The 19735-nt window shown below is 73.2% G+C and carries 19 protein-coding genes and 1 pseudogene; 8 read left to right on the top strand and 12 right to left on the bottom strand.

Translation table 11 applies throughout. From position 1 onward, the window contains the following. Positions 1 to 47: 47 nt before the first annotated feature. The 3 genes from guaB to DDQ41_RS19280 form a co-directional block, all read right to left on the bottom strand. Positions 48 to 1550 (bottom strand): IMP dehydrogenase, encoded by a 1503-nt coding sequence (gene guaB / locus DDQ41_RS19290; RefSeq protein WP_109295596.1) that lies wholly within the window; start codon positions 1548 to 1550, stop codon positions 48 to 50. 150 nt (positions 1551 to 1700) lie between these two features. Beyond that, positions 1701 to 2288, bottom strand: a complete 588-nt coding sequence (locus DDQ41_RS19285) for a sigma-70 family RNA polymerase sigma factor (RefSeq protein WP_109295595.1) — start codon at positions 2286 to 2288, stop codon at positions 1701 to 1703. A gap of 335 nt (positions 2289 to 2623) precedes the next feature. Then, complete coding sequence (locus tag DDQ41_RS19280) at positions 2624 to 3235, bottom strand: response regulator transcription factor (protein ID WP_003948568.1); 612 nt, start codon at positions 3233 to 3235, stop codon at positions 2624 to 2626. A 379-nt stretch (positions 3236 to 3614) separates the two neighbouring features. Between DDQ41_RS19280 and DDQ41_RS19275 the strand changes: the two genes are divergently transcribed. Next, positions 3615 to 3938: a WhiB family transcriptional regulator gene (locus DDQ41_RS19275; RefSeq protein WP_109295594.1), complete on the top strand. Its 324-nt coding sequence runs from the start codon at positions 3615 to 3617 to the stop codon at positions 3936 to 3938. A gap of 132 nt (positions 3939 to 4070) precedes the next feature. On the opposite strand, the gene DDQ41_RS19270 is transcribed toward DDQ41_RS19275, so the two are convergent. Then, complete coding sequence (locus tag DDQ41_RS19270) at positions 4071 to 4961, bottom strand: LysR family transcriptional regulator (protein ID WP_109295593.1); 891 nt, start codon at positions 4959 to 4961, stop codon at positions 4071 to 4073. Positions 4962 to 5585: 624 nt separating this feature from the next. On the opposite strand from DDQ41_RS19270, the gene DDQ41_RS19265 reads away from it, so the two are divergent. Next, positions 5586 to 6359 carry an SDR family NAD(P)-dependent oxidoreductase gene (locus tag DDQ41_RS19265; protein ID WP_109295592.1) on the top strand — a complete coding sequence of 258 codons (774 nt, stop codon included), beginning with the start codon at positions 5586 to 5588 and terminating at the stop codon, positions 6357 to 6359. A gap of 100 nt (positions 6360 to 6459) precedes the next feature. Next, positions 6460 to 7152 carry a response regulator transcription factor gene (locus tag DDQ41_RS19260; RefSeq protein ID WP_109295591.1) on the top strand — a complete coding sequence of 231 codons (693 nt, stop codon included), beginning with the start codon at positions 6460 to 6462 and terminating at the stop codon, positions 7150 to 7152. Here DDQ41_RS19260 and DDQ41_RS32575 read toward each other — a convergent pair. Beyond that, a complete protein-coding gene (locus tag DDQ41_RS32575; protein ID WP_262508503.1) occupies positions 7137 to 7781 on the bottom strand; it encodes a hypothetical protein in 645 nt (214 codons plus the stop codon). The two genes, DDQ41_RS19260 and DDQ41_RS32575, sit on opposite strands and share 16 nt — an antisense overlap. On the opposite strand from DDQ41_RS32575, the pseudogene DDQ41_RS32570 reads away from it, so the two are divergent. The 3 genes and pseudogenes from DDQ41_RS32570 to DDQ41_RS19250 all read left to right on the top strand — a co-directional run. Beyond that, positions 7782 to 8027 (top strand): annotated as a pseudogene (locus DDQ41_RS32570) (HAMP domain-containing protein); the annotation flags it as partial. It lies immediately after the preceding gene. Between the two features lie 329 nt (positions 8028 to 8356). Next, on the top strand, positions 8357 to 8629 hold the full coding sequence (locus DDQ41_RS32565; RefSeq protein ID WP_262508502.1) for a sensor histidine kinase: 273 nt from the start codon (positions 8357 to 8359) through the stop codon (positions 8627 to 8629). A 281-nt stretch (positions 8630 to 8910) separates the two neighbouring features. Then, the gene (locus DDQ41_RS19250; RefSeq protein WP_262508501.1) at positions 8911 to 10089 is read left to right on the top strand and encodes an acyltransferase; all 1179 of its coding nucleotides are present in this window, start codon (positions 8911 to 8913) and stop codon (positions 10087 to 10089) included. 466 nt (positions 10090 to 10555) lie between these two features. On the opposite strand, the gene groL is transcribed toward DDQ41_RS19250, so the two are convergent. The 3 genes from groL to DDQ41_RS19230 form a co-directional block, all read right to left on the bottom strand. Continuing rightward, positions 10556 to 12178: a chaperonin GroEL gene (groL, locus tag DDQ41_RS19245; protein ID WP_109295589.1), complete on the bottom strand. Its 1623-nt coding sequence runs from the start codon at positions 12176 to 12178 to the stop codon at positions 10556 to 10558. A gap of 100 nt (positions 12179 to 12278) precedes the next feature. Next, positions 12279 to 12587, bottom strand: a complete 309-nt coding sequence (gene groES / locus DDQ41_RS19240) for a co-chaperone GroES (RefSeq protein WP_017949608.1) — start codon at positions 12585 to 12587, stop codon at positions 12279 to 12281. 979 nt (positions 12588 to 13566) lie between these two features. After that, positions 13567 to 14658 (bottom strand): polysaccharide deacetylase family protein, encoded by a 1092-nt coding sequence (locus DDQ41_RS19230; RefSeq protein WP_109295587.1) that lies wholly within the window; start codon positions 14656 to 14658, stop codon positions 13567 to 13569. A gap of 55 nt (positions 14659 to 14713) precedes the next feature. On the opposite strand from DDQ41_RS19230, the gene DDQ41_RS19225 reads away from it, so the two are divergent. Continuing rightward, on the top strand, positions 14714 to 16030 hold the full coding sequence (locus DDQ41_RS19225) for a class I SAM-dependent methyltransferase (RefSeq protein ID WP_109295586.1): 1317 nt from the start codon (positions 14714 to 14716) through the stop codon (positions 16028 to 16030). 329 nt (positions 16031 to 16359) lie between these two features. On the opposite strand, the gene DDQ41_RS19220 is transcribed toward DDQ41_RS19225, so the two are convergent. From DDQ41_RS19220 to tsaB, 4 genes are read right to left on the bottom strand one after another with little or no spacing between them, the layout of a single operon-like run. Beyond that, the gene (locus DDQ41_RS19220) at positions 16360 to 16644 is read right to left on the bottom strand and encodes a hypothetical protein (protein ID WP_109295585.1); all 285 of its coding nucleotides are present in this window, start codon (positions 16642 to 16644) and stop codon (positions 16360 to 16362) included. Positions 16645 to 16657: 13 nt separating this feature from the next. Further along, on the bottom strand, positions 16658 to 17914 hold the full coding sequence (gene tsaD / locus DDQ41_RS19215) for a tRNA (adenosine(37)-N6)-threonylcarbamoyltransferase complex transferase subunit TsaD (protein ID WP_109295584.1): 1257 nt from the start codon (positions 17912 to 17914) through the stop codon (positions 16658 to 16660). After that, positions 17907 to 18404: a ribosomal protein S18-alanine N-acetyltransferase gene (gene rimI / locus DDQ41_RS19210; RefSeq protein WP_109295583.1), complete on the bottom strand. Its 498-nt coding sequence runs from the start codon at positions 18402 to 18404 to the stop codon at positions 17907 to 17909. Before rimI ends, tsaD begins: the two co-directional genes overlap by 8 nt. Beyond that, on the bottom strand, positions 18401 to 19054 hold the full coding sequence (gene tsaB / locus DDQ41_RS19205) for a tRNA (adenosine(37)-N6)-threonylcarbamoyltransferase complex dimerization subunit type 1 TsaB (protein WP_109295582.1): 654 nt from the start codon (positions 19052 to 19054) through the stop codon (positions 18401 to 18403). Before tsaB ends, rimI begins: the two co-directional genes overlap by 4 nt. 111 nt (positions 19055 to 19165) lie before the next feature. On the opposite strand from tsaB, the gene DDQ41_RS19200 reads away from it, so the two are divergent. Beyond that, positions 19166 to 19720, top strand: coding sequence for a hypothetical protein (locus tag DDQ41_RS19200; RefSeq protein ID WP_245991357.1), 555 nt, complete (start codon positions 19166 to 19168; stop codon positions 19718 to 19720). The last annotated feature ends 15 nt before the right edge of the window (positions 19721 to 19735 follow it).

Genomic DNA, 19735 nt, shown 5'->3' with positions numbered 1-19735 from the left:
ACCGCCCCCGCGGAAACGCGGCCGCCGCCGGGCCGCGGCGGTCCGCGCTACTTCCTGCTGTAGTTCGGCGCCTCGACCGTCATCTGGATGTCGTGCGGGTGGCTCTCCTTGAGACCCGCCGAGGTGATCCTGACGAACCGGCCGCGGTCCTGAAGCTGCGGCACGGTGCGGCCGCCGACGTAGAACATCGACTGGCGCAGACCGCCCACGAGCTGGTGGACGACCGCGGAGAGCGGGCCGCGGTAGGGCACCTGCCCCTCGATGCCCTCGGGAACGAGCTTCTCGTCGGAGGCGACGCCCTCCTGGAAGTAGCGGTCCTTGGAGAAGGAGCGCTGGTCGCCGCGGGACTGCATGGCACCGAGCGAGCCCATGCCGCGGTACGACTTGAACTGCTTGCCGTTGATGAGGAGCAGTTCCCCGGGGGACTCCTCGCAGCCGGCCAGGAGCGAGCCGAGCATCACCGTGTCGGCGCCCGCGACCAGCGCCTTGGCGATGTCGCCGCTGTACTGGAGGCCGCCGTCGCCGATGACCGGGACGCCCGCCTCCTTGGCCGCGAGGGACGCCTCGTAGATCGCGGTGACCTGCGGGACGCCGATCCCGGCGACGACGCGGGTGGTGCAGATGGAGCCGGGGCCGACGCCGACCTTGATGCCGTCCACGCCCGCGTCGATGAGCGCCTGGGCGCCGTCGCGGGTCGCGACGTTGCCGCCGATGACGTCCACGGGGGCATTGGACTTGATCTTGGCGACCATGTCGCCGACCAGCTTGGAATGGCCGTGGGCGGTGTCGACGACGATGAAGTCGACACCCGCCTCGACAAGGGCCTGGGCGCGCTCGAAGGCGTCGCCCGCGACACCGACCGCGGCACCCACGATGAGCCGGCCTTCCCCGTCCTTCGCGGCGTTGGGGTACTTCTCCGCCTTCACGAAGTCCTTGACGGTGATGAGGCCCTTGAGGATGCCCGAGTCGTCGACCAGCGGAAGCTTCTCGATCTTGTGGCGCCGCAGCAGCTCCATGGCGTCCACGCCGGAGATGCCGACCCTGCCGGTCACCAGCGGCATCGGGGTCATGACGTCGCGCACCTGCTGGGAGCGGTCCGTCTCGAAGGCCATGTCGCGGTTGGTGACGATGCCCAGCAGCTTGCCGGCCGCGTCGGTGACGGGGACGCCGCTGATCCGGAACTTGGCGCAGATCGCGTCGGCCTCGGCGAGCGTCGCGTCGGGGTGCACCGTGATCGGGTCGGTGACCATGCCGGACTCGGAGCGCTTCACCAGGTCGACCTGGTTGGCCTGGCCGGCGATCGAGAGGTTGCGGTGCAGTACGCCCACGCCGCCCTGGCGGGCCATGGCGATGGCCATACGGGACTCGGTGACCTTGTCCATGGCGGCGGACAGCAGGGGGACGTTCACCCGCACGTTCTTGGAGACGCGCGAGGAGGTGTCGATCCGGTCGGGTGCCATGTCGGACGCACCGGGCAGGAGCAGCACGTCGTCGTAGGTCAGCCCGAGTGTCGCGAATTTGTCGGGCACTCCGTCGACGTAGGCAGTCATGACACCTTCCCCAAATGGCCTTGATCGGTGCGGATGTCCATGCTAACGGGATCCCGAGGCGCCACGTTCCACGATCAAGATCACCGAGCAGCTTTGTACGTTCGTACGTACGGACGCGGCGGCCGCAGGGTTCAGCCGCCGCCCTCCACGCTACTGCTCGGCGAGCGCCCGCAGTCTGCTGAGGGCCCGGTGCTGGGCGACCCGGACCGCCCCCGGCGACATGCCGAGCATCTGCCCGGTCTCCTCCGCGGTGAGCCCGACCGCGACCCGCAGCACCAGCAGCTCGCGCTGGTTCTCCGGGAGGCTGGCGAGGAGCCTCTTGGCCCACTTCGCGTCGTCGCTGAGCAGCGCGCGCTCCTCGGGCCCCAGGGAGTCGTCCGGCCGCTCCGGCATCTCGTCGGACGGCACCGCGGTGGAGCCGGGGTGCCGCATGGCCGCCCGCTGGAGATCGGCGACCTTGTGCGCCGCGATCGCGAAGACGAACGCCTCGAAGGGGCGCCCGGTGTCCCGGTAGCGCGGCAGCGCCATGAGGACCGCGACGCAGACCTCCTGCGCGAGGTCCTCGACGAAGTGACGGGCGTCACCGGGCAGCCGGCTCAGCCGGGTGCGGCAGTAGCGCAGGGCCAGGGGGTGCACCCGGGCCAGCAGATCATGCGTGGCCTGGTCGTCGCCGTCGACGGCACGCTGGACGAGGGCACCGATGGCCCCCGGGGCAGCCGCCGCCTCGTCGTCACGCATCGGTCCATGGTGCCCTGGCTGCCGCTGCTCCGTGGCACCGCGTCCGTACTTGTGCACCGAAGCGTTATGAGCGGGTGCGCCGGAACTCATCTCCTGCGCCCTCCCCTTGCGCTCGACCGAATCGTCCCCGAGGAACTCCACACCTCAAGGATGCGGCATCGCCCGGCAAACGTGTGCCCGCCGCCGGCCGCCGCCCCGCCCACCGCATGACGGGCGGGACCCGCGATGCCGCGGGGGGCCGTGCGGCGGGGATGCGGGCGCGCGTCCCGTGCACGACGGCCGCGCGCCCCTCCGGTACCCCCGCCGGGACCGGTCCCGGCTTCGCCCGGCACCGCTCAGCGGACCAGGCCCCAGCGGAATCCGAGCGCGACGGCGTGCGCCCGGTCCGAGGCACCCAGCTTCTTGAACAGCCGCCTGGCGTGCGTCTTCACCGTGTCCTCGGAGAGGAACAGCTCCCGTCCGATCTCGGCGTTGGACCTGCCGTGGCTCATACCCTCGAGCACCTGGATCTCCCGGGCGGTGAGGGTCGGCGCCGCGCCCATCTCGGCCGAGCGCAGCCGGCGCGGGGCGAGCCGCCAGGTCGGGTCGGCGAGGGCCTGGGTGACCGTGGCCCGCAGCTCGGCGCGCGAGGCGTCCTTGTGCAGGTATCCACGGGCACCGGCGGCGACGGCGAGCGCGACGCCGTCCAGGTCCTCGGCGACGGTGAGCATGATGATCCGGGCTCCGGGGTCGGCGGAGAGGAGCCGGCGGACCGTCTCGACGCCGCCCAGTCCGGGCATGCGTACGTCCATCAGAATCAGATCCGAGCGATCGGCCCCCCAGCGGCGGAGGACTTCCTCGCCGTTGGCCGCGGTCGTCACGCGCTCCACGCCGGGCACGGTTGCCACCGCGCGGCGGAGCGCCTCTCGGGCGAGCGGGGAGTCGTCGCAGACGAGGACGGATGTCATGGCCGCCCTCCGCAGCTGATGCGCGTCACCTTGAGCCTCCAGGCTGGTTACGTATCGTCACCTGTGCGGTTGACGCCCCCGGACCCCTGCCCGAGCGCTGGTTCTCTCAACCGCCTCCGCCCTCTCAACGACGGTCACTCGAAAGAGTTACGGGCGGGCCGGGCACCTTCGGCACTCTACGTGAGGAGCCGTGAACGGAGGAGAGCGACACAGCTCAACTGCATGTCAGACGGAAGCTATGCCCCATTTAGCTGCATTTCTTCCCATTTACCGGTGTCTGCGACTAGATTCGCAATGAGTCATATTTACATCTACTTACACCGTAGATGTACGGTCGGAGCCCGGAACCACTCAGCACGGCTACAAGGGGACATGCGCTATGGCAGATTTCTCCCGCCTTCCCGGACCGAACGCCGATCTGTGGGACTGGCAGCTGCTCGCAGCATGCCGTGGGGTAGACAGCTCGCTCTTCTTTCATCCGGAGGGGGAACGCGGCGCGGCACGGAGCGCGCGCGAGAACTCGGCGAAAGAGGTCTGCATGCGGTGCCCGGTACGGGCGGAGTGCGCAGCGCACGCACTGGCGGTCCGGGAGCCGTACGGAGTGTGGGGCGGACTCACGGAGGACGAGCGCGAGGAACTCATGGGGCGGGCGCGGCACCGGCTGATCCCGGCGGGTGGCGCGGGCGGCACGCCGCACGGCTGACCCGGATCCGTCGGCACTTGTGACACTTGCGAAGAAACGTTCCTGCATCCGGGTCGCGACCAGGCCCGGCCGGGCCGCAACCGGAGACGCCCGCCGCAGGTGAGTCCGGCACGGGAGCGGGTCGGCCGCGCGTCAGCGAGCGGCGGCCTCGACCAGCTGGTCCAGAGTGGCCGCGACCGCGGGCACCTGAGCCAGATCGGGCAGCGTCAGCGCCACGATCTCGCGGTGGACGGGGGGCTCCACCGCCACCGTCCGGGCCCCTTTGGGCAGGACCGACTCCAGCGCGAGCCCCGGCAGCACCGCGACGCCGAGACCGGCGCCGACGAGACCGACCACGGCCGGGTAGTCGTCCGTGGCGAAGTCGATCCTGGGGGTGAACCCCGACGCCTCGCAGACCGCCACCAGCTGGCGACGGCAGCGCGGGCATCCGGCGATCCAGGACTCGCCGGACAGGTCCGCGATGGAGACGGAACCCGCGTCCGCGAGGCGGTGCCCCTCCGGCACCAGCACCGTGAGCCGGTCGCTCAGCAGCGGCCGCACGACGAGGTCCGCCCATTCGGTGCCTCCGGTGCCGTACCGGAACGCCAGGGCCACGTCGCAGTCCCCCTCCCGCAGCATCTCCTCCGAACGCGGCGGCTCGGCCTCGACGAGGGAGACGCGGGTACCCGGGTGGGCGGCCCGCAGTGCCGCGAGCGCGGTGGGCACCAGCGTGGAGCTGCCGCTGGAGAACGACACCAGCCGGACCCGCCCGGCGCGCAGCCCCGCGATCGCGGCGACCTCCTCCTCGGCGGCGGTGAGCCCGGCGAGGATGCCCGCCGCATGACGCACCAGCGCCTCCCCGGCCTGGGTGAGGCGCATCTCCCGGCCGGTCCGGACCAGCAGCGGGGTGCCCGTGGACGCCTCGAGAGCCTTCATCTGCTGGCTGACGGCGGGCTGTGTGCAGCCCAGCTCACGGGCCGCGGCGGAGAACGAGCCGGTGGCGGCCACGGCGCGCAGGACGCGGAGGTGACGGGGTTCGATCACCCCTCGATCATAAGGGGTGCTTGGGGTGGCACGGGATATCCGACAGACGCCTTGGGGCTGCGGGGCTGCGGGGCTGCGGGGCTGCGGGGCTGCGGGGCTGCGGGGCTGCGGGGCTGCGGGGCTGCGGGGCTGCGGGGCTGCGGGGCTGCGGGGCTGCGGGGCTGCGGGGGACCGTACTCCCGTCGGGCCCGTGTCGGCAACGGTCCGCGGAGAACCGCGCCGCGGCGGACCTGGGACCGGATCCGAGGAGGACCTGACCGGACCCGGGACCGGACCCGGGATACGACGGCCCGCACCCTGGGGGCCTGCGATCCGGGGTCTTCGTCGGATCCCGCTCGGATCCCGCTCGGATACCGGTCCCGCTCGGATACCGGTCCCGCTCAGGTCCTCCTCAGGTCCTTGGAACCTAAGGTTGTTGGAACCTCGGGTCCTCGGGTCCTCGGGACCGCTCGGGCTCTTCTCAGGACCGCTCGGGCCCTCTTCGGGACCGCTTGTGAACGTTTTCCTCTCGCCTGCGGTCCGGCTGATACCCCGGTACCTTCTCCCCCGTGGGGTCGGGTGACGCCCGGCACCGTGTCCGGGCTCGCACGGCGCGCATACGCGCGGCGCACTAACGTGCCGCCTATGACGACAGCACTCATCACGGGCTCGACCGCGGGCATCGGTGCCGCTTTCGCGCGGCGGCTCGCGGCCGACGGACACGACCTGGTCCTGGTGGCCCGGGACACCGGGCGCCTTCAGGAGCAGGCCACCGAACTCCACGACCGGCACGGCATCGAGGCGGAGGTACTGACCGCCGACCTGGCCGAGGACGACGGAATCTCCTCCGTCGAGAAGCGGCTCGACGACCGCAGGCGTCCGGTGGACCTGCTCGTCAACAACGCCGGTTTCGGGAACAAGGGCCGGTTCCTCGAGGTACCCATGTCCGACGAGCTGAGGATGCTGAAGGTGCACTGCGAGGCGGTGCTGCGGCTGACGGCCGCGGCCACCACGCCCATGCGCGACCGGGGCCGCGGCGGGGTGGTGAACGTGGCGTCGGTCGCCGCCTTCGTGCCGCGGGGTACGTACGGGGCGTCGAAGGCGTGGGTCGTGCAGTTCACCCAGGGTGCGGCCCGGGACCTGGCGGGCACCGGGGTGCGGCTGATGGCCCTCTGCCCCGGTTTCGTGCGCACCGAGTTCCACCAGCGGGCGGGGATGGGGACGGAGAACATCCCCGGCTGGATGTGGCTGGACGCCGACAAGCTGGTGTCGTCGGCGCTCGCCGATCTGGCGCGCGGCAGGACGCTGTCGGTGCCGGATCCGCGCTACAAGGCTCTGATGGGCGCGGTGAAGCTGGCCCCGCGCGGTCTGCTGGGCGGGATCAGCTCCAGGGCGGGCCGCAAGTTCGGGCCGAAGTAGGCGCACACCGCCCGGCATCCGGAGCGGGCCTCCCGGTGACGGCCGCGGGAGCCCCGGTACGGCCGCTGTCCCGTCCCGGAGCTCGTGCGAGCATGGCGGCGTGCCGATACCCACCGTGCTGCTCGCCGAGGACGACAGGGCCCTTCGCACCTCGGTCGAGAACCTGCTGCTGATCGAAGGCTACCGGGTGGTCACCGCCTGCGACGGTCCGGATGCCGTCGCAGGCGTCGCCGGCTCCTCGCCCGACGCGATCGTCCTCGACGTGATGATGCCCCGGCTGGACGGCCTGGCGGTCTGCAGAAGCCTGCGGGCGCAGGGCGTGCGGACGCCGGTCCTCATGCTCACCGCCCGGGTCGAGGTCACGGACCGGGTCGCCGGACTGGACGCCGGGGCGGACGACTACCTGGTGAAGCCCTTCGAGCCCGCGGAACTGCTGGCCCGGCTGCGGGCGCTGCTGCGGCGCGTGCCCGCGGAGGCCGGCCCGGACCGGGCGGACGCGGGCACTCTGGAGGCGGGCGGCGTGCGGCTGGACCCGTCCTCCCGCCGGGTGTGGCGCGACGACGAGGAGGTCGTCCTCTCGCGCACGGAGTTCGATCTCCTCGAACTCCTCCTCCGCAACCGCGGAGTGGTACTGAGCCACGCCACGATCCACGAGCGCATCTGGGGCTACGACTTCGGTCCGTCGTCGAAGAACCTGACCGTCTTCGTCAGCTACCTCCGCCGCAAGCTCGCTCGCACCGGCCGCCCCGGTGTGATCCACACCGTGCGCGGTGTCGGCTACACGGTGCGGTAGCCGTGCTCCGTCTCCGCAGGCCCCGGCCGAGCCTCCGGCTCACCTTCTCGGTGCTCTTCGCCGTGACCGCGGTGCTGGTCGCCGCCGGGGTGGGGGTCCTGAGCCACGGCCTGGCCGCCCGGCTGACCTGGGAGCGTGCCGACGACGACTTCCGCGGGGCCGTGGACGCCGTGGCCGGCTTCACCGCCGACCACGACGGCCTGACGCCGGAGGTCCTCGCCGACCCGGACGAGGACGCCGGGCTCGACGAGTCGCTCTACGACTCCCGCACCCTCGTCGTCCAGGCCCTCGGCCCGGACGGCGGCGTCGAGGACGAGGGCCACCCCCTGGTACTGCCCGTGGCCGACCCGGACCGGGCGATGGCCGACGCGGAGGAGCCGGGGCGGACGGCCTCCGGCGAGACGCGGATCGGCGGGGAGCGGGTCCGCGTCACGGCGGTCTCGCTCGGGGGCGGGCGCGGGGCCGTGCAGGTCGCCCAGCGACTGGGAGAGGTGGAGACTCTGCTCTCGGGCCTCAGATGGCGGATCGTGCTGGTCGGCGCCGGGGTCGCGGCCGTGGCCGGGGTGTGCGGCTGGTTCGTCGCCGGACGGGTCACCCGCAGGCTCACCGAGCTGGCCCGGGTCACCCATATGGTGTCCGTCACCGGTCACCTGGACCTGCCGGTGCCCTCGACGGGACGGGACGAGGTGGGGCAGCTCGGTGCGGCCTTCGACACGATGCTGAACCGGCTGGCCAGCGCCAGGGAGGACCAGCGGCGGCTGGCCCAGGAGGCGGGGCACGAGTTGCGCACCCCCCTGACGAGCCTGCGCACCAACATCGCTCTGCTGCATCGCTTCGAGGAGCTGCCACCGCACGCGCGCACCCGGGTTCTCGAAGACCTCACGAGCGAGTCCAGGGAACTCATCCAGCTCGTGAACGAACTGGTGCGGCTCTCGACGGACAGCCGGCGGCCGGAGGCCAGGGAGCCGGTGGCGCTGGCCGAACTCGCCGAACGGGTGGCCGGGCGCTTCCGGGTCAGGGCGGCACGGGACATCTCCGTCCGGGCCGACGGGTCGCGTGTGTCCGGGCAGCCCCAGGCGCTGGAGCGCGCCCTCGCCAACCTGGTGGAGAACGCCGCGAAGTTCGACCCCGGGGGCCACCCGGTGGACATCAGCGTCGAACAGGGCAGGGTCGAGGTACGGGACCGGGGCCCGGACTCCCGGACGTGCCGGAGGACCGCCTGTTCGACCGCTTCTACCGCGCGCCCGAGGCCCGGAGCATGCCGGGATCCGGGCTCGGGCTGGCCATCGTGGCGCACATCGTGCACGCGCACGGCGGCTCGGTGTTCGCCCGCGACCGCGCGGGCGCGGGCGCCGTCACCGGGTTCGTCCTCTCGCTGCTCCCCGAGGGCGGGCGCGCCGGCGGCGACGGTGCCGCGGACGCGGCCGGCCGCGCACCCGGCGGTGGCGGGAACCCCGGACACGGGAACCCCGGATAGCGGACGCGGTCGCCGGCGCGTGGCGGCGGCGCGTGGCGGCGGCGCGTGGCGGCGGCGCGTGGCGGCGGCGGCGACGTTCATCGTTGCGGTCGGTCGAAGGACGCGCGGTCGCCGGCGCGTGGCCGCGGCAGCCGGCCGACCGGGTTTCCTGCCTCGTTCCCACCCGATTCCAGTACTTCCTTTACCTTCCTCCTGCACCGTGGCGGAGCCCTCGGCCCCGGGGGCCGTGCGCGTCGCCCGACGCGACCGCACGCGTCGGCTCCCCCAGGAGGAAGAACCCCGTGTCACATCGCAGTCAGGCCCCGACCGTGCCGCCGGCAGCCGGAGGCGAACCCCCTGCGGGAAGCGGGCGGAGCCGCCGCGGCCCGGGACGCGACCGCTATCTCGACCTGCTGCGCGGCCTGGCCGTCATCCGGGTGGTCGTGCTGCACACCGCGGGCGCTCCCTGGATGACACTGGCGTTCCCGTCGATGGGCATCATGTTCGTCCTGGGAGGCTCGCTGATGGCCTCCTCGCTCGACCGCCGCGGCGGCGGGGTACGGGTGATCCGCGGGCGGTTGCGCCGGCTGCTGCCCCCGCTGTGGCTGCTCGCGGCGATCGCGATACCCGTGATGTGGTGGGAGACGCGCGCGGCGGGGGCCCCCTTCCCGGTCACCTGGCAGCTGCTCTGCTGGGTCGTCCCGGTGCTGGACCCGCCGGTCACCGACACCGAGACGGCCGGTTCCTTCGGCGCGGTGCTCTGGTATCTGCGGGCCTACCTCTGGTTCGTGCTGCTCTCCCCCCTGCTGTTGTTCCTCTTCAGGCTCCGGCCCCGGGTGCTCCTGGCGGCGGCGGTGGCCGGGGTCGCGGCCCTGTCCTGGTACGTGCCGGAGGGCGAGGCCGCCGAGGGCGGGCTCGCTGCCCTGCTGAGCGGTTCCGAGGCCCCGCTGTCCGCGTTCGTCGTCTACCTCGCCTGCTGGCTCGCGGGATTCGCCTATCACGACGGGCTGCTCGACCGGCTGAGCGGCCGGGCCGCGGCCGCACTGGCGCTGGCCCTGGCGGTCGCGGGTCTGGGGTGGATCAGGTACCTGCACGGCGAACTCGACCTCGCCGAGCTGAGCCTCTACGACAGCCCGTTGCTGAACACCCTGCTCTCCCTCGCCTTCGCCGTGGTGCTGCTGAGGTTCCGTCCCGGTGCCGCGCTGCTCGATCGGGCGTCCTGGCTGCGTACGTTCTCCGACCGGCTGAGCGCCCGGGCCGTGACCGTCTACCTCTGGCACTATCCGGCGCTGCCCTTCGTCTGGGCCCTCCAGGAGCGCACCGACGGCTTCGCGGGCTGGCCGGTACCCGGCACTTCGGTGCTGCTCGCCCTGGAGTTCGCCGCCGTGCTGGTCGCCGCCTGCGCCTTCGGCTGGGCGGAGGACCTGGCCGCGCGCAGAAGGCCCTCGCTGCTCGGCGGCGGCCGGCGCCGGACGGGGTGAGAGCGGGCCCCCGTCCGGGTACGGGCGAGTCCGCGAGCCGCCGGCCCTCACGGCCCTCACGGCCCTGACCGACGCGTGCGGCGTGAGCGGTGCGTCCCGCGTGAGCGGCGCACAGCCCGCGCATGTCTCCGCCGGGTTCCCCGGGCCCCGCTCCGCCGGGTTGTCCTGGCTTCGCAGGATGTCCGGCCGGCGGGGCCGCCGGGGGCTCGCGCACAGGCGCAGCCGGCGAGAAGGGGCCGCCCGGGGGGCCGCCCGGGGGACCGTCCGGGGGTGAACGGCTGTCCGGCCGTGCGAGGGGCAGGGCCGCTCGGTCCGTCCCCCTGGCGCCGGCGGCGAACCCCGTTCAGGGCACCCCGTTCGGGGCACCGCGCACAGGGGACGCAAGGAGCACAAGGAAAATGCCACCACCCCCCTCCCGGGGAGTGGTGGCATTCCGGTGTCCTGGACGGACGGTGAGCCCTGCGGGTCAGTGCGCGTGGCCGTGACCGTGGCCCGCCTCCGCCGGCTCCTCTTCCTTCTTCTCCACCACGAGGGTCTCGGTGGTGAGCAGCAGGGAGGCGATCGAGGCGGCGTTCTCCAGGGCCGAGCGGGTGACCTTGACCGGGTCGATGACGCCGGCCTTCACCAGGTCGCCGTACTCGCCGGTGGCGGCGTTGAAGCCGTTGCCCTTGTCCAGCTCCGCGACCTTGGCGGTGATGACGTAGCCCTCGAGGCCGGCGTTCTCGGCGATCCAGCGCAGCGGCTCGACGGCGGCGCGGCGCACGACCGCGACACCGGTGGCCTCGTCGCCGTCCTTGCCGAGGTTGCCCTCCAGCACCTTGACGGCGTGGACCAGGGCGGAGCCACCACCGGAGACGATGCCCTCCTCGACCGCGGCGCGGGTCGCGGAGATGGCGTCCTCCAGACGGTGCTTCTTCTCCTTCAGCTCCACCTCGGTGGCGGCGCCGACCTTGATCACGCACACGCCGCCGGCCAGCTTCGCGAGGCGCTCCTGGAGCTTCTCGCGGTCCCAGTCGGAGTCCGTGGCCTCGATCTCGGCCTTGATCTGCGCGATACGGCCGGCCACGTCCTCGCTCTTGCCGCCGCCGTCGACGACGGTGGTGTCGTCCTTGGTGACGGTGACCCGGCGGGCGGTGCCCAGCACGTCCAGACCGGCCTGGTCGAGCTTGAGGCCGACCTCCTCGGCGATGACGGTGGCACCGGTGAGGGTGGCCATGTCCTGCAGCATCGCCTTGCGGCGGTCACCGAAGCCGGGGGCCTTGACCGCGACCGCGTTGAAGGTGCCGCGGATCTTGTTGACGACGAGGGTGGACAGGGCCTCGCCCTCCACGTCCTCGGCGATGATCAGCAGCGGCTTGGAGGCACCGGCCTGGATGACCTTCTCCAGCAGCGGCAGCAGGTCCTGGATGGAGGAGATCTTGCCCTGGTTGATGAGGATGTACGGGTCGTCGAGGACGGCCTCCATACGCTCCTGGTCGGTCACCATGTACGGCGACAGGTAACCCTTGTCGAAGGCCATGCCCTCGGTGAAGTCCAGCTCCAGACCGAAGGTGTTGGACTCCTCGACGGTGATGACACCGTCCTTGCCGACCTTGTCCATCGCCTCGGCGATGAGCTCGCCGACCTGCTGGTCCTGGGCGGACAGCGCGGCGACGGCGGCGATGTCGGACTTCTCCTCGATCGGCCGCGCGGTGCTGATCAGCTCGTCGGAGACGGCCTTGACCGCGGCGTCGATGCCCTTCTTCAGGGCGGCCGGGGAGGCGCCGGCGGCGACGTTGCGCAGACCCTCGCGGACCAGGGCCTGGGCGAGCACGGTGGCGGTGGTGGTGCCGTCGCCCGCGATGTCGTTGGTCTTGGTCGCCACCTCCTTCACCAGCTGGGCGCCGAGGTTCTCGTACGGGTCCTCGATCTCGACCTCGCGGGCGATCGTGACACCGTCGTTGGTGATGGTGGGGGCACCGAACTTCTTGTCGATCACGACGTTGCGGCCCCTGGGGCCGATCGTCACCTTGACCGTGTCGGCGAGCTTGTTGACGCCGCGCTCAAGGGCGCGACGGGCGTCCTCGTCGAACTTCAGGATCTTCGCCATGGAGCTTCTCAAGTCCTCTCAAGACGGACCGCGCCCCTCGCCGCCCGGCTTCATCATCAGCGGGGGCCAGGGGCGCGGTTCCGGGCAAAACTGCGGTGAACTACTTCTCGACGATCGCGAGCACGTCGCGGGCCGAGAGGACGAGGTACTCCTCGCCGCTGTACTTCACCTCGGTGCCGCCGTACTTGCTGTAGAGCACGACATCGCCGGTCTTCACGTCGAGCGGAAGACGCTCGCCGTTCTCGAAGCGTCCCGGACCGACGGCCAGGACGACGCCCTCCTGGGGCTTCTCCTTGGCGGTGTCCGGAATGACCAGGCCAGAGGCGGTGGTCTGCTCGGCGTCGAGCGGCTGGACCACAATGCGGTCCTCGAGCGGCTTGATGGCAACCTTGGAGCTGGTGGTCGTCACGATCCGACCTCCCCCTTCGGAGATCTCACGGGGTTCATCTGTCTGAGGTGGCGACCAGGTGGATCCGTCGTCGCGGGTGCCGGACCTGCCCGTCGCTGTGTTGGCACTCTCCGGTGGGGAGTGCCAGAGCCGAGACTATGACCGGGATTAGCACTCGGTCAAGCGGAGTGCCAATGCACTGCGTGTTCGGCCGATTCGCGCCGACCGGTTCGGCCACGCCTCTCCCCGGGTGCGGAAGCCGCGGGCGGCGGCGCGGGGGCCTTGGTGGGGGCCATGGCGGGGGCGCGGGGAGCCGCCGTGGGCGGCCCCGTACCGCCGGCCACGCGGGCGGCCTCGGCCGAGCGGCAGCCGGCTCCTCGCGCCCGCTTCCGGCCTCGCACGACGGCCCGGGCGGCACCGGACGAAGCGCGACAGGCCCGCCGCGCGGCACCCGGGTGGCACCCGCCCGCGCCCCGACCCACCGCACCCACCGCACCGGCACCACCCGCCACACCGGCACCACCCGCCACACCGGCACCACCCGCCACACCCGCGACAACCGCCGCACCCGCCGGGCCCGCGACACCCGCGACAACCGCCGCACCCGCCGGGCCTGGGCGCCGACAGGCGACACGCCCGTCGCACACGACGCCCCGGCGGCACCCGCCCACACATGTCACAACTGCCAGATCCGTCACACCTGCCCAACCGGGCGGCACCAGACGAAACGCGGCAGGCCCGCCGCGCGGCACCCGGGTGGCAACCGCCCGCGCCCCGACCCACCGCACCCACCGCACCGGCACCACCCGCCACACCCGGCGGGCCCGCCCGGCCCGCCGGGCCCGCAACACCCGCGACACCCGCCACAACCGCCGCACCCGCCGGGCCTGGGCGCCGACAGGCGACACGCCCGTCGCACACGACGGCCCGGCGGCAGGCCGGCGCGCGGCAGGCGGCAGGCGGCAGGCGGCAGGCGGCAGGCGGCAGGCGGCAGGCGGCCTCAGACGTAGTCCTCCAGCCGCGCCACGGCGTAGCCCTTCTCCGTGACGACCTTCATCACCTGGCGGATCATGTCCGGCATGCTGCCCTTCCACTCCCCCTTGCCGCGGAAGTGCGTGAGGATGATGTCGCCGGGATGCAGGTCCCGGTCCCACTCGCGCCATTCCATGTGGTCGGGGAACGCCTCAGCAGCCCACAGCGGCACGGCCTTCACGCCGCACGACGCGGCGGCCCGCAGGGTGTCCCGGTTGTAACTGCCGTACGGCGGCCGGAACAGGCGCGGCCGCTTGCCGAACCGCTTCTCCATCCCGGCCTGCTGCCCGCAGATCTCCGCCTGCTGCTTCGCGTAGGGCAGCGCCGGCAGATACGGGTGGGTGAGCGTGTGGTTGTGCAGGGAGACGCCGCGGCCCTGCATCCTCTCGAAGTAGCCGTAGTCGTCGCGGACGACGTAGTCGCTGAGGAAGGCGCTGTAGGGGATGCGGAGTTCGCTCATCATCCGCAGCAGCTCCGGGTCCTTCTCCGCACCGTCGTCGATCGTCAGGAAGACGACCTTCTGCTTGGTGGGCACGGTGGTGAAGACGGGCGGCAGGCCCTTGTGGCGGTCGACCTCGAAGCCCTTCCGGGTGGTGATCCGCGGCTTCTCGCCGGGCGGCGGAGGCGCGGGAAGCGGCGTCCGGCGGAGTCCCCAGCGCTTGGCCGCGGCCGCCCGGGCGGCCTGGATCTCCTTCGTGCGCTTCGCATGCGCCTCGGCCGCGGCGGCCTTCTCCCCCGCCCGCTCCCGGTCCTCGCCGCGCTCGCCCTTGGTCCGCCGCCCACCGTCCTCGGCGGAGTCCTTCCCGCCTCCCTCCTCGCCCTTGTCCTCGCGGGTCCCCGTTCCGCCGTCCCCCTCGCCGGCCGGCCCGCCCTTCCGGGCCTCCCGCCCCGGCGAGCCGGAGGACCCCGGTGCCCCCGAGGGGCCCCGCTCCCGGCCGTGCGCGGGAGCAGCGGCGGCGCCGGACGCGCCCGCCTTGCCGGTGGCCCCGGCCCCGCCGGTGGCCTGACCGCCCCCGGCGGCACAGCCCGAGCCGACGGCCATGGCGAGCAGCACGCACATCCAGGTACGTCTGCACCGAATTGCTGTCTTCTTTTCGTTTTGTCGTACTTGCTGCATGGCGTCGCATCCTGTCAGCGCCTCGGGCCCACGAGGGCCCGACCGCGCCGCCCGGCCGCACACCGTCCCCCGGCTGGCCGACAATGGCCGGGTGAACGACGCCGGCTCGCCCTCCGCCCTCGCCCCTCTGCTCACCGCCGAAGGGCAGGCCCTGCTCACCGCCCTCCGGGACCACGACCCGGGACAGGAGCTGGCCGTGGCCACCAGACTGCGCCGCGACCATCCGGCCGGGCTGGTCTCGGCGGCGCTGGCACAGGCGCGGCTGAGGCAGCGGGCGGTGGCGAAGTTCGGCGCCGGGGACGCCTACCGGATGTACTTCACGCCCAACGGCGTGGAGCAGTCGACCCGGGCGTCCGTCGCCGCCCACCGCGCCGCCCGGTTCGCGGCACTCGGGGTACGGAGCGTGGCGGACCTGTGCTGCGGGATAGGCGGTGACGCGATCGCGCTGGCCCGCGCCGGGATCTCCGTACTCGCGGTGGACCACGACCCGCTCGCCGCCGAAGCCGCCCGGGCCAACGCAGAGGCGCTGGGGCTGGCCCCGCTGATCGAGGTCCGCCGGGCCGATGTCACCGAGGTCGGGACGTCCTCCCACGACGCCGTCTTCGCCGACCCCGCCCGCCGCGCAGGCCGGCCGGGGGGCGGCCGCGGACGCGGACCGAAGGGCGGCAGTGGCCGGATCTTCGACCCGGAGGCGTACTCACCGCCGCTGTCCTGGGCCGTGGGCGCGGCTCGGACGGCGCGCCTCGCTGCGCTCAAGATCGCGCCAGGTGTCCCGCACGAGGCGATCCCCGGGGACGCCGAGGCCGAGTGGATCTCCGACCACGGGGACGTGAAGGAGGCCGTGCTCTGGTTCGGCACCGCGCCGGGGTCCCGGCGCGCCACCCTGCTGCCGTCCGGAGCCCGGCTCGCAGGGCGCGGGCTGCCCGATCCGGGCGTGCGGAAGACCGGCCGCTACCTCTACGAACCCGACGGAGCGGTCATCCGCGCCCATCTGGTCGCGGAGGTCGCCGAGGAACTCGACGGCGGCCTGCTCGACGCGACGATCGCGTACATCACGGCCGACGAGCTGCGCCCGACGCCGTGGGCGACCGCGTACGAGATCACCGACGAACTCCCGTTCAACCTCAAGAGACTCAAGGCCCTGCTGCGCGAGCGGGGGGTCGGCACACTCACCGTCAAGAAGCGCGGATCGGCGGTCGAACCCGAGGAACTGCGCCGCAGGGTGAAGCCGAGCGGACCGAACGCGGCCACGATCTTCCTGACCCGGGTGGCCGGCGCGCCCACCGTGCTGGTCGGGGCGCCGGCGCCCGTCTGACGGACCGCGGGTCGCCCGGGGCGGACGCGAACACCCCGGGCGGACGCGGGACGCCCGCGGGACACCCCGGGCGGACGCGGGTCGCCCCAGGCGGGCGCGGGACGCCCCAGGCGGGCGCGGGACGCCGCGGGGCACCCCGGGCGGACGTGGGACGCCCGCGGAACACCCCGGGCGGGCGCGGAACACCCCAGGCGGACGCGGGACGCCGCGGAACACCCCAGGCGGACGCGGGACGCCGCGGGGCACCCCGGGCGGGCGCGGGACGCCGCGGGGCACCCCGGGCGGGCGCGGGACGCCGCGGGGCACCGCCCGCCGGGCCTGACAACGGCTCAGCCGCCGGTGAAGTCCGCTTCGGAGAAGTCGAGCGACTGGAACCGCCAGCGGTGCACCGGGCGGCCGATCAGCCCGTTGTCCGGCTCGGGCAGCTCGGGCAGTTCGTCGTCCGGGCCGTCCGTCTCCCACCAGGTCAGCACCAGCACCCGCTCACCGGGCGCCCGGAAGGTCTCCCGGCGCAGCGGGGCAGCGCCGAGCCTCTGGGCCCTGGCCCACTCCAGCAGCTCCCCGCCGCGTCCGGAGGCCGCCCTGGCCTCCCACATCAGGGTGACGACGGTCATGAGCAGAGGACGGTCATGAGTAGAGGTTGTCCTTGCTGATCTCGTGCACATGGTCGTGGTCGTGCACATGGTCGTGGTCGTGCACATGGTCGTGGTCGTGCACATGGTCGTGGTCGTGCACATGGTCGTGGTCGTGCACATGGTCGTGATCGTGCACATGGTCGTGGTCGTGCACATGGTCGTGGTCGTGCACATGGTCGTGATCGTGCACACGGCCCGGGTGGGGCCGGCCCGGCACATGCGGGTCGGTCACCGGCAGCGAGGAGTCGGCGGACAGCTCCCAGTCCGATGCGGGCCGGTTCCTGGCGACCATCTCCGCGCCGAGCGCGGCGACCATGGCCCCGTTGTCCGTGCACAGCTTCGGCCGGGGTACCCGCAGCCGGATCCCGGCGCGCTCGCAGCGTTCCTCGGCGAGCGCGCGCAGCCGGGAGTTGGCGGCGACCCCGCCACCGATCATCAGATGGTCGACGCCCTCGTCCTTGCAGGCCCGGACGGCCTTCCGGGTCAGCACGTCGACCACGGCCTCCTGGAACGACGCGGCGACGTCCCGTACGGGTACGTCCTCACCCGCGTGCCGCCTGGCCTCGATCCAGCGCGCCACGGCCGTCTTCAGCCCGGAGAAGGAGAAGTCGTACGCGGCGTCGCGGGGACCGGTCAGCCCGCGCGGGAACGCGATCGCCGCGGGATCGCCCTCCCTCGCCAGCCGGTCGATGACCGGGCCGCCGGGGAAGCCGAGGTCCAGCACCCGGGCGATCTTGTCGAACGCCTCGCCGGCGGCGTCGTCGATCGTCGCCCCCATGGGCCGCACGTCGGCGGTGATGTCGGGCGCGAGCAGCAGCGACGAGTGGCCGCCGGAGACCAGCAGGGCCATCGTGGGCTCGGGCAGCGGGCCGTGCTCCAGCTGGTCGACGCAGATGTGGGAGGCGAGGTGGTTCACCCCGTACAGCGGCTTGCCCAGCGCGTACGCGTACGCCTTGGCGGCCGAGACACCCACCAGCAGCGCACCGGCGAGGCCCGGGCCCGCGGTGACCGCGATGCCGTCCAGGTCCCTCGCGGTGACCCCGGCCTCCGCCAGGGCGCGCCGGATGGTCGGGACCATCGCCTCGAGGTGGGCGCGGGAGGCGACCTCGGGCACCACCCCGCCGAAGCGCGCGTGCTCGTCGACGCTGGAGGCGATGGCGTCGGCGAGGAGCGTCGTCCCGCGGACGACGCCCACGCCCGTCTCGTCGCAGGACGTCTCGATGCCGAGTACGAGGGGTTCGTCAGCCATGGTTCCGGGTTCCTTGTGCGTCGTGTACGTGCAGCCGCATCACGAGGGCGTCGATGCCGCCGGGCTGGTAGTAGCCGCGGCGGAAGCCGATCGGCTCGAAGCCGAAGCGCTCGTAGAGCTTCTGGGCCCGGGTGTTGTCCACCCGTACTTCGAGGAGGACCTCTTCGCACTCCCACGCGGTCGCGTGCTGGAGCAGGTCGGTGAGGAGCCGGGCGCCGAGGCCCGTGCCCCAGTGGTCGCGTGTGACGGCGATGGTCTGGACGTCGCCGAGCCCGCCGGCCGCCGCGAGGCCCGCGTAGCCGGCGATCCGCCCGTCCGCCGGGTCCTGGGCGACCACGTAGCGGCGGGTCGCCCGCGGGCCGCGCGCGTGCGCCAGCTCGGACCAGAACATGCCCGGGGACCAGGCGTCCTCCGGGAACAGCTCGCGCTCGACGTCCAGCACCGGCGCGATGTCCCACCAGCGCATCTCGCGCAGGACGGGGGTGCTCACCGCGGCGTGACCACCTTGTAGTTCCTGGGCACCTGGGCGTCCGGGCGGCGCAGATACAGCGGCCGCGGCGGCAGCAGCTCCTCGCCGGCGGCCAGCTTCCCCGCGGCCAGCGCGGCGAGGGCGGCCGCCGACTGGTGCTCGGGGCCCCGGGCGTCCGGGAAGACCTCGGGGTAGAGCAGGGCACCCGCGCCGACCGCGGGGAGCCCGGCGACCTGCCCGGCGATGTCGGCCGGCCGGTCGACCGCGGGCTCGCCGGTCCTGGCGCCCGAGCCGTCGTACCGCGCCCAGTAGACCTCCTTGCGCCGCGCGTCCGTGGCGACCGTGAAGGGCTCCTGGAGCCCTGCCGCGTACGCCAGCCCGTCCAGCGTGCAGACGCCGTGGACCGGGACACCGAGGACCGAGCCGAAGGCGGCGGCGGTGACCAGACCCACCCGCAGCCCGGTGTACGGGCCTGGCCCGACGCCGACGACGACTCCGGTGACCACCTCGAGTTTCAGCCCGGCGGTCGTCAGGACCCGGTCGACGGAGGGCAGCAGCAGCTCCCCGTGCCGGCGGGCGTCGACCCGGGTGGACTCGGCGACGACGGAGTCGCCGTCGTGGAGGGCGACGGTGACGGCGGGGGTGGCGGTATCAACGGCGAGCAAGAGCACGCAAACAGCCTACGGCCACCGCGGCGGGGGCACGGCGTCCCGTACCGCCGCCACCCTGCTGCTACCGTCACCCAGGCAGGTGAGGCAGGTGTGCGGGTGAGGGGAGCAGGCGTGGCAAGGAGCAGCTCGGGAACGGTGGCCGGGCTCACCGCTGCGGCCCTCGCCGTCGTCGGCTTCCTCGGCTACCAGGCGTCCGCGAGCGTGCCGGAGAGCCTGGAGAAGCCCGCGGCCGCCGCTCCGAGCGCCCTCCCGTCGAAGGCCGCCGCCGAGGCCCCCCGGGAGGACCCGCTGGCCGTGCCCACGGGGTCCGGCACGGGCGTGCGCGTGGTCTACTCGCTGGGCGAGCGCCGGGTCTGGCTGGTCGGCACGGAGGACCTCACCCAGACGTTCCCCGTGATGCCCAGCACCGTCAGCCCGGAGCCCGGCACATACGAGGTGACGTCGCGCAGCGGCAGGATCCAGGGCTCGGACGGCGTGGAGATCGAGCATGTCGTGCGGTTCGCGACGGTCGACGAGGTGTCGATCGGCTTCAGCGCCGCCGTGGACGGGTCGATGTCGAGCCCGGCCCCGGGCAGGAAGACCGGCGGCGTGCGGATGGAGCGGGCCGACGGCGACGCGATGTGGACGTTCGCGACGATCGGCTCGAAGGTGGTCGTCGTCCCGTAGCGCGGAGTCGGGCGG

The organism is Streptomyces spongiicola (assembly GCF_003122365.1).
GTDB lineage: Bacteria > Actinomycetota > Actinomycetes > Streptomycetales > Streptomycetaceae > Streptomyces > Streptomyces spongiicola.
This window is presented reverse-complemented; position numbering and strand designations above follow the sequence as displayed.

Coding starts and splice junctions, on each gene's coding strand:
- guaB (WP_109295596.1), bottom strand. CDS start 1,550: ATGACTGCCTACGTCGACGGAGTGCCCGACAAATTCGCGACACTCGGG.
- DDQ41_RS19285 (WP_109295595.1), bottom strand. CDS start 2,288: ATGCGTGACGACGAGGCGGCGGCTGCCCCGGGGGCCATCGGTGCCCTC.
- DDQ41_RS19280 (WP_003948568.1), bottom strand. CDS start 3,235: ATGACATCCGTCCTCGTCTGCGACGACTCCCCGCTCGCCCGAGAGGCG.
- DDQ41_RS19275 (WP_109295594.1), top strand. CDS start 3,615: ATGGCAGATTTCTCCCGCCTTCCCGGACCGAACGCCGATCTGTGGGAC.
- DDQ41_RS19265 (WP_109295592.1), top strand. CDS start 5,586: ATGACGACAGCACTCATCACGGGCTCGACCGCGGGCATCGGTGCCGCT.
- DDQ41_RS32575 (WP_262508503.1), bottom strand. CDS start 7,781: ATGGGTGACCCGGGCCAGCTCGGTGAGCCTGCGGGTGACCCGTCCGGC.
- groL (WP_109295589.1), bottom strand. CDS start 12,178: ATGGCGAAGATCCTGAAGTTCGACGAGGACGCCCGTCGCGCCCTTGAG.
- DDQ41_RS19230 (WP_109295587.1), bottom strand. CDS start 14,658: ATGTGCGTGCTGCTCGCCATGGCCGTCGGCTCGGGCTGTGCCGCCGGG.
- DDQ41_RS19225 (WP_109295586.1), top strand. CDS start 14,714: ATGGCGTCGCATCCTGTCAGCGCCTCGGGCCCACGAGGGCCCGACCGC.
- DDQ41_RS19220 (WP_109295585.1), bottom strand. CDS start 16,644: ATGACCGTCGTCACCCTGATGTGGGAGGCCAGGGCGGCCTCCGGACGC.
- tsaD (WP_109295584.1), bottom strand. CDS start 17,914: ATGGCTGACGAACCCCTCGTACTCGGCATCGAGACGTCCTGCGACGAG.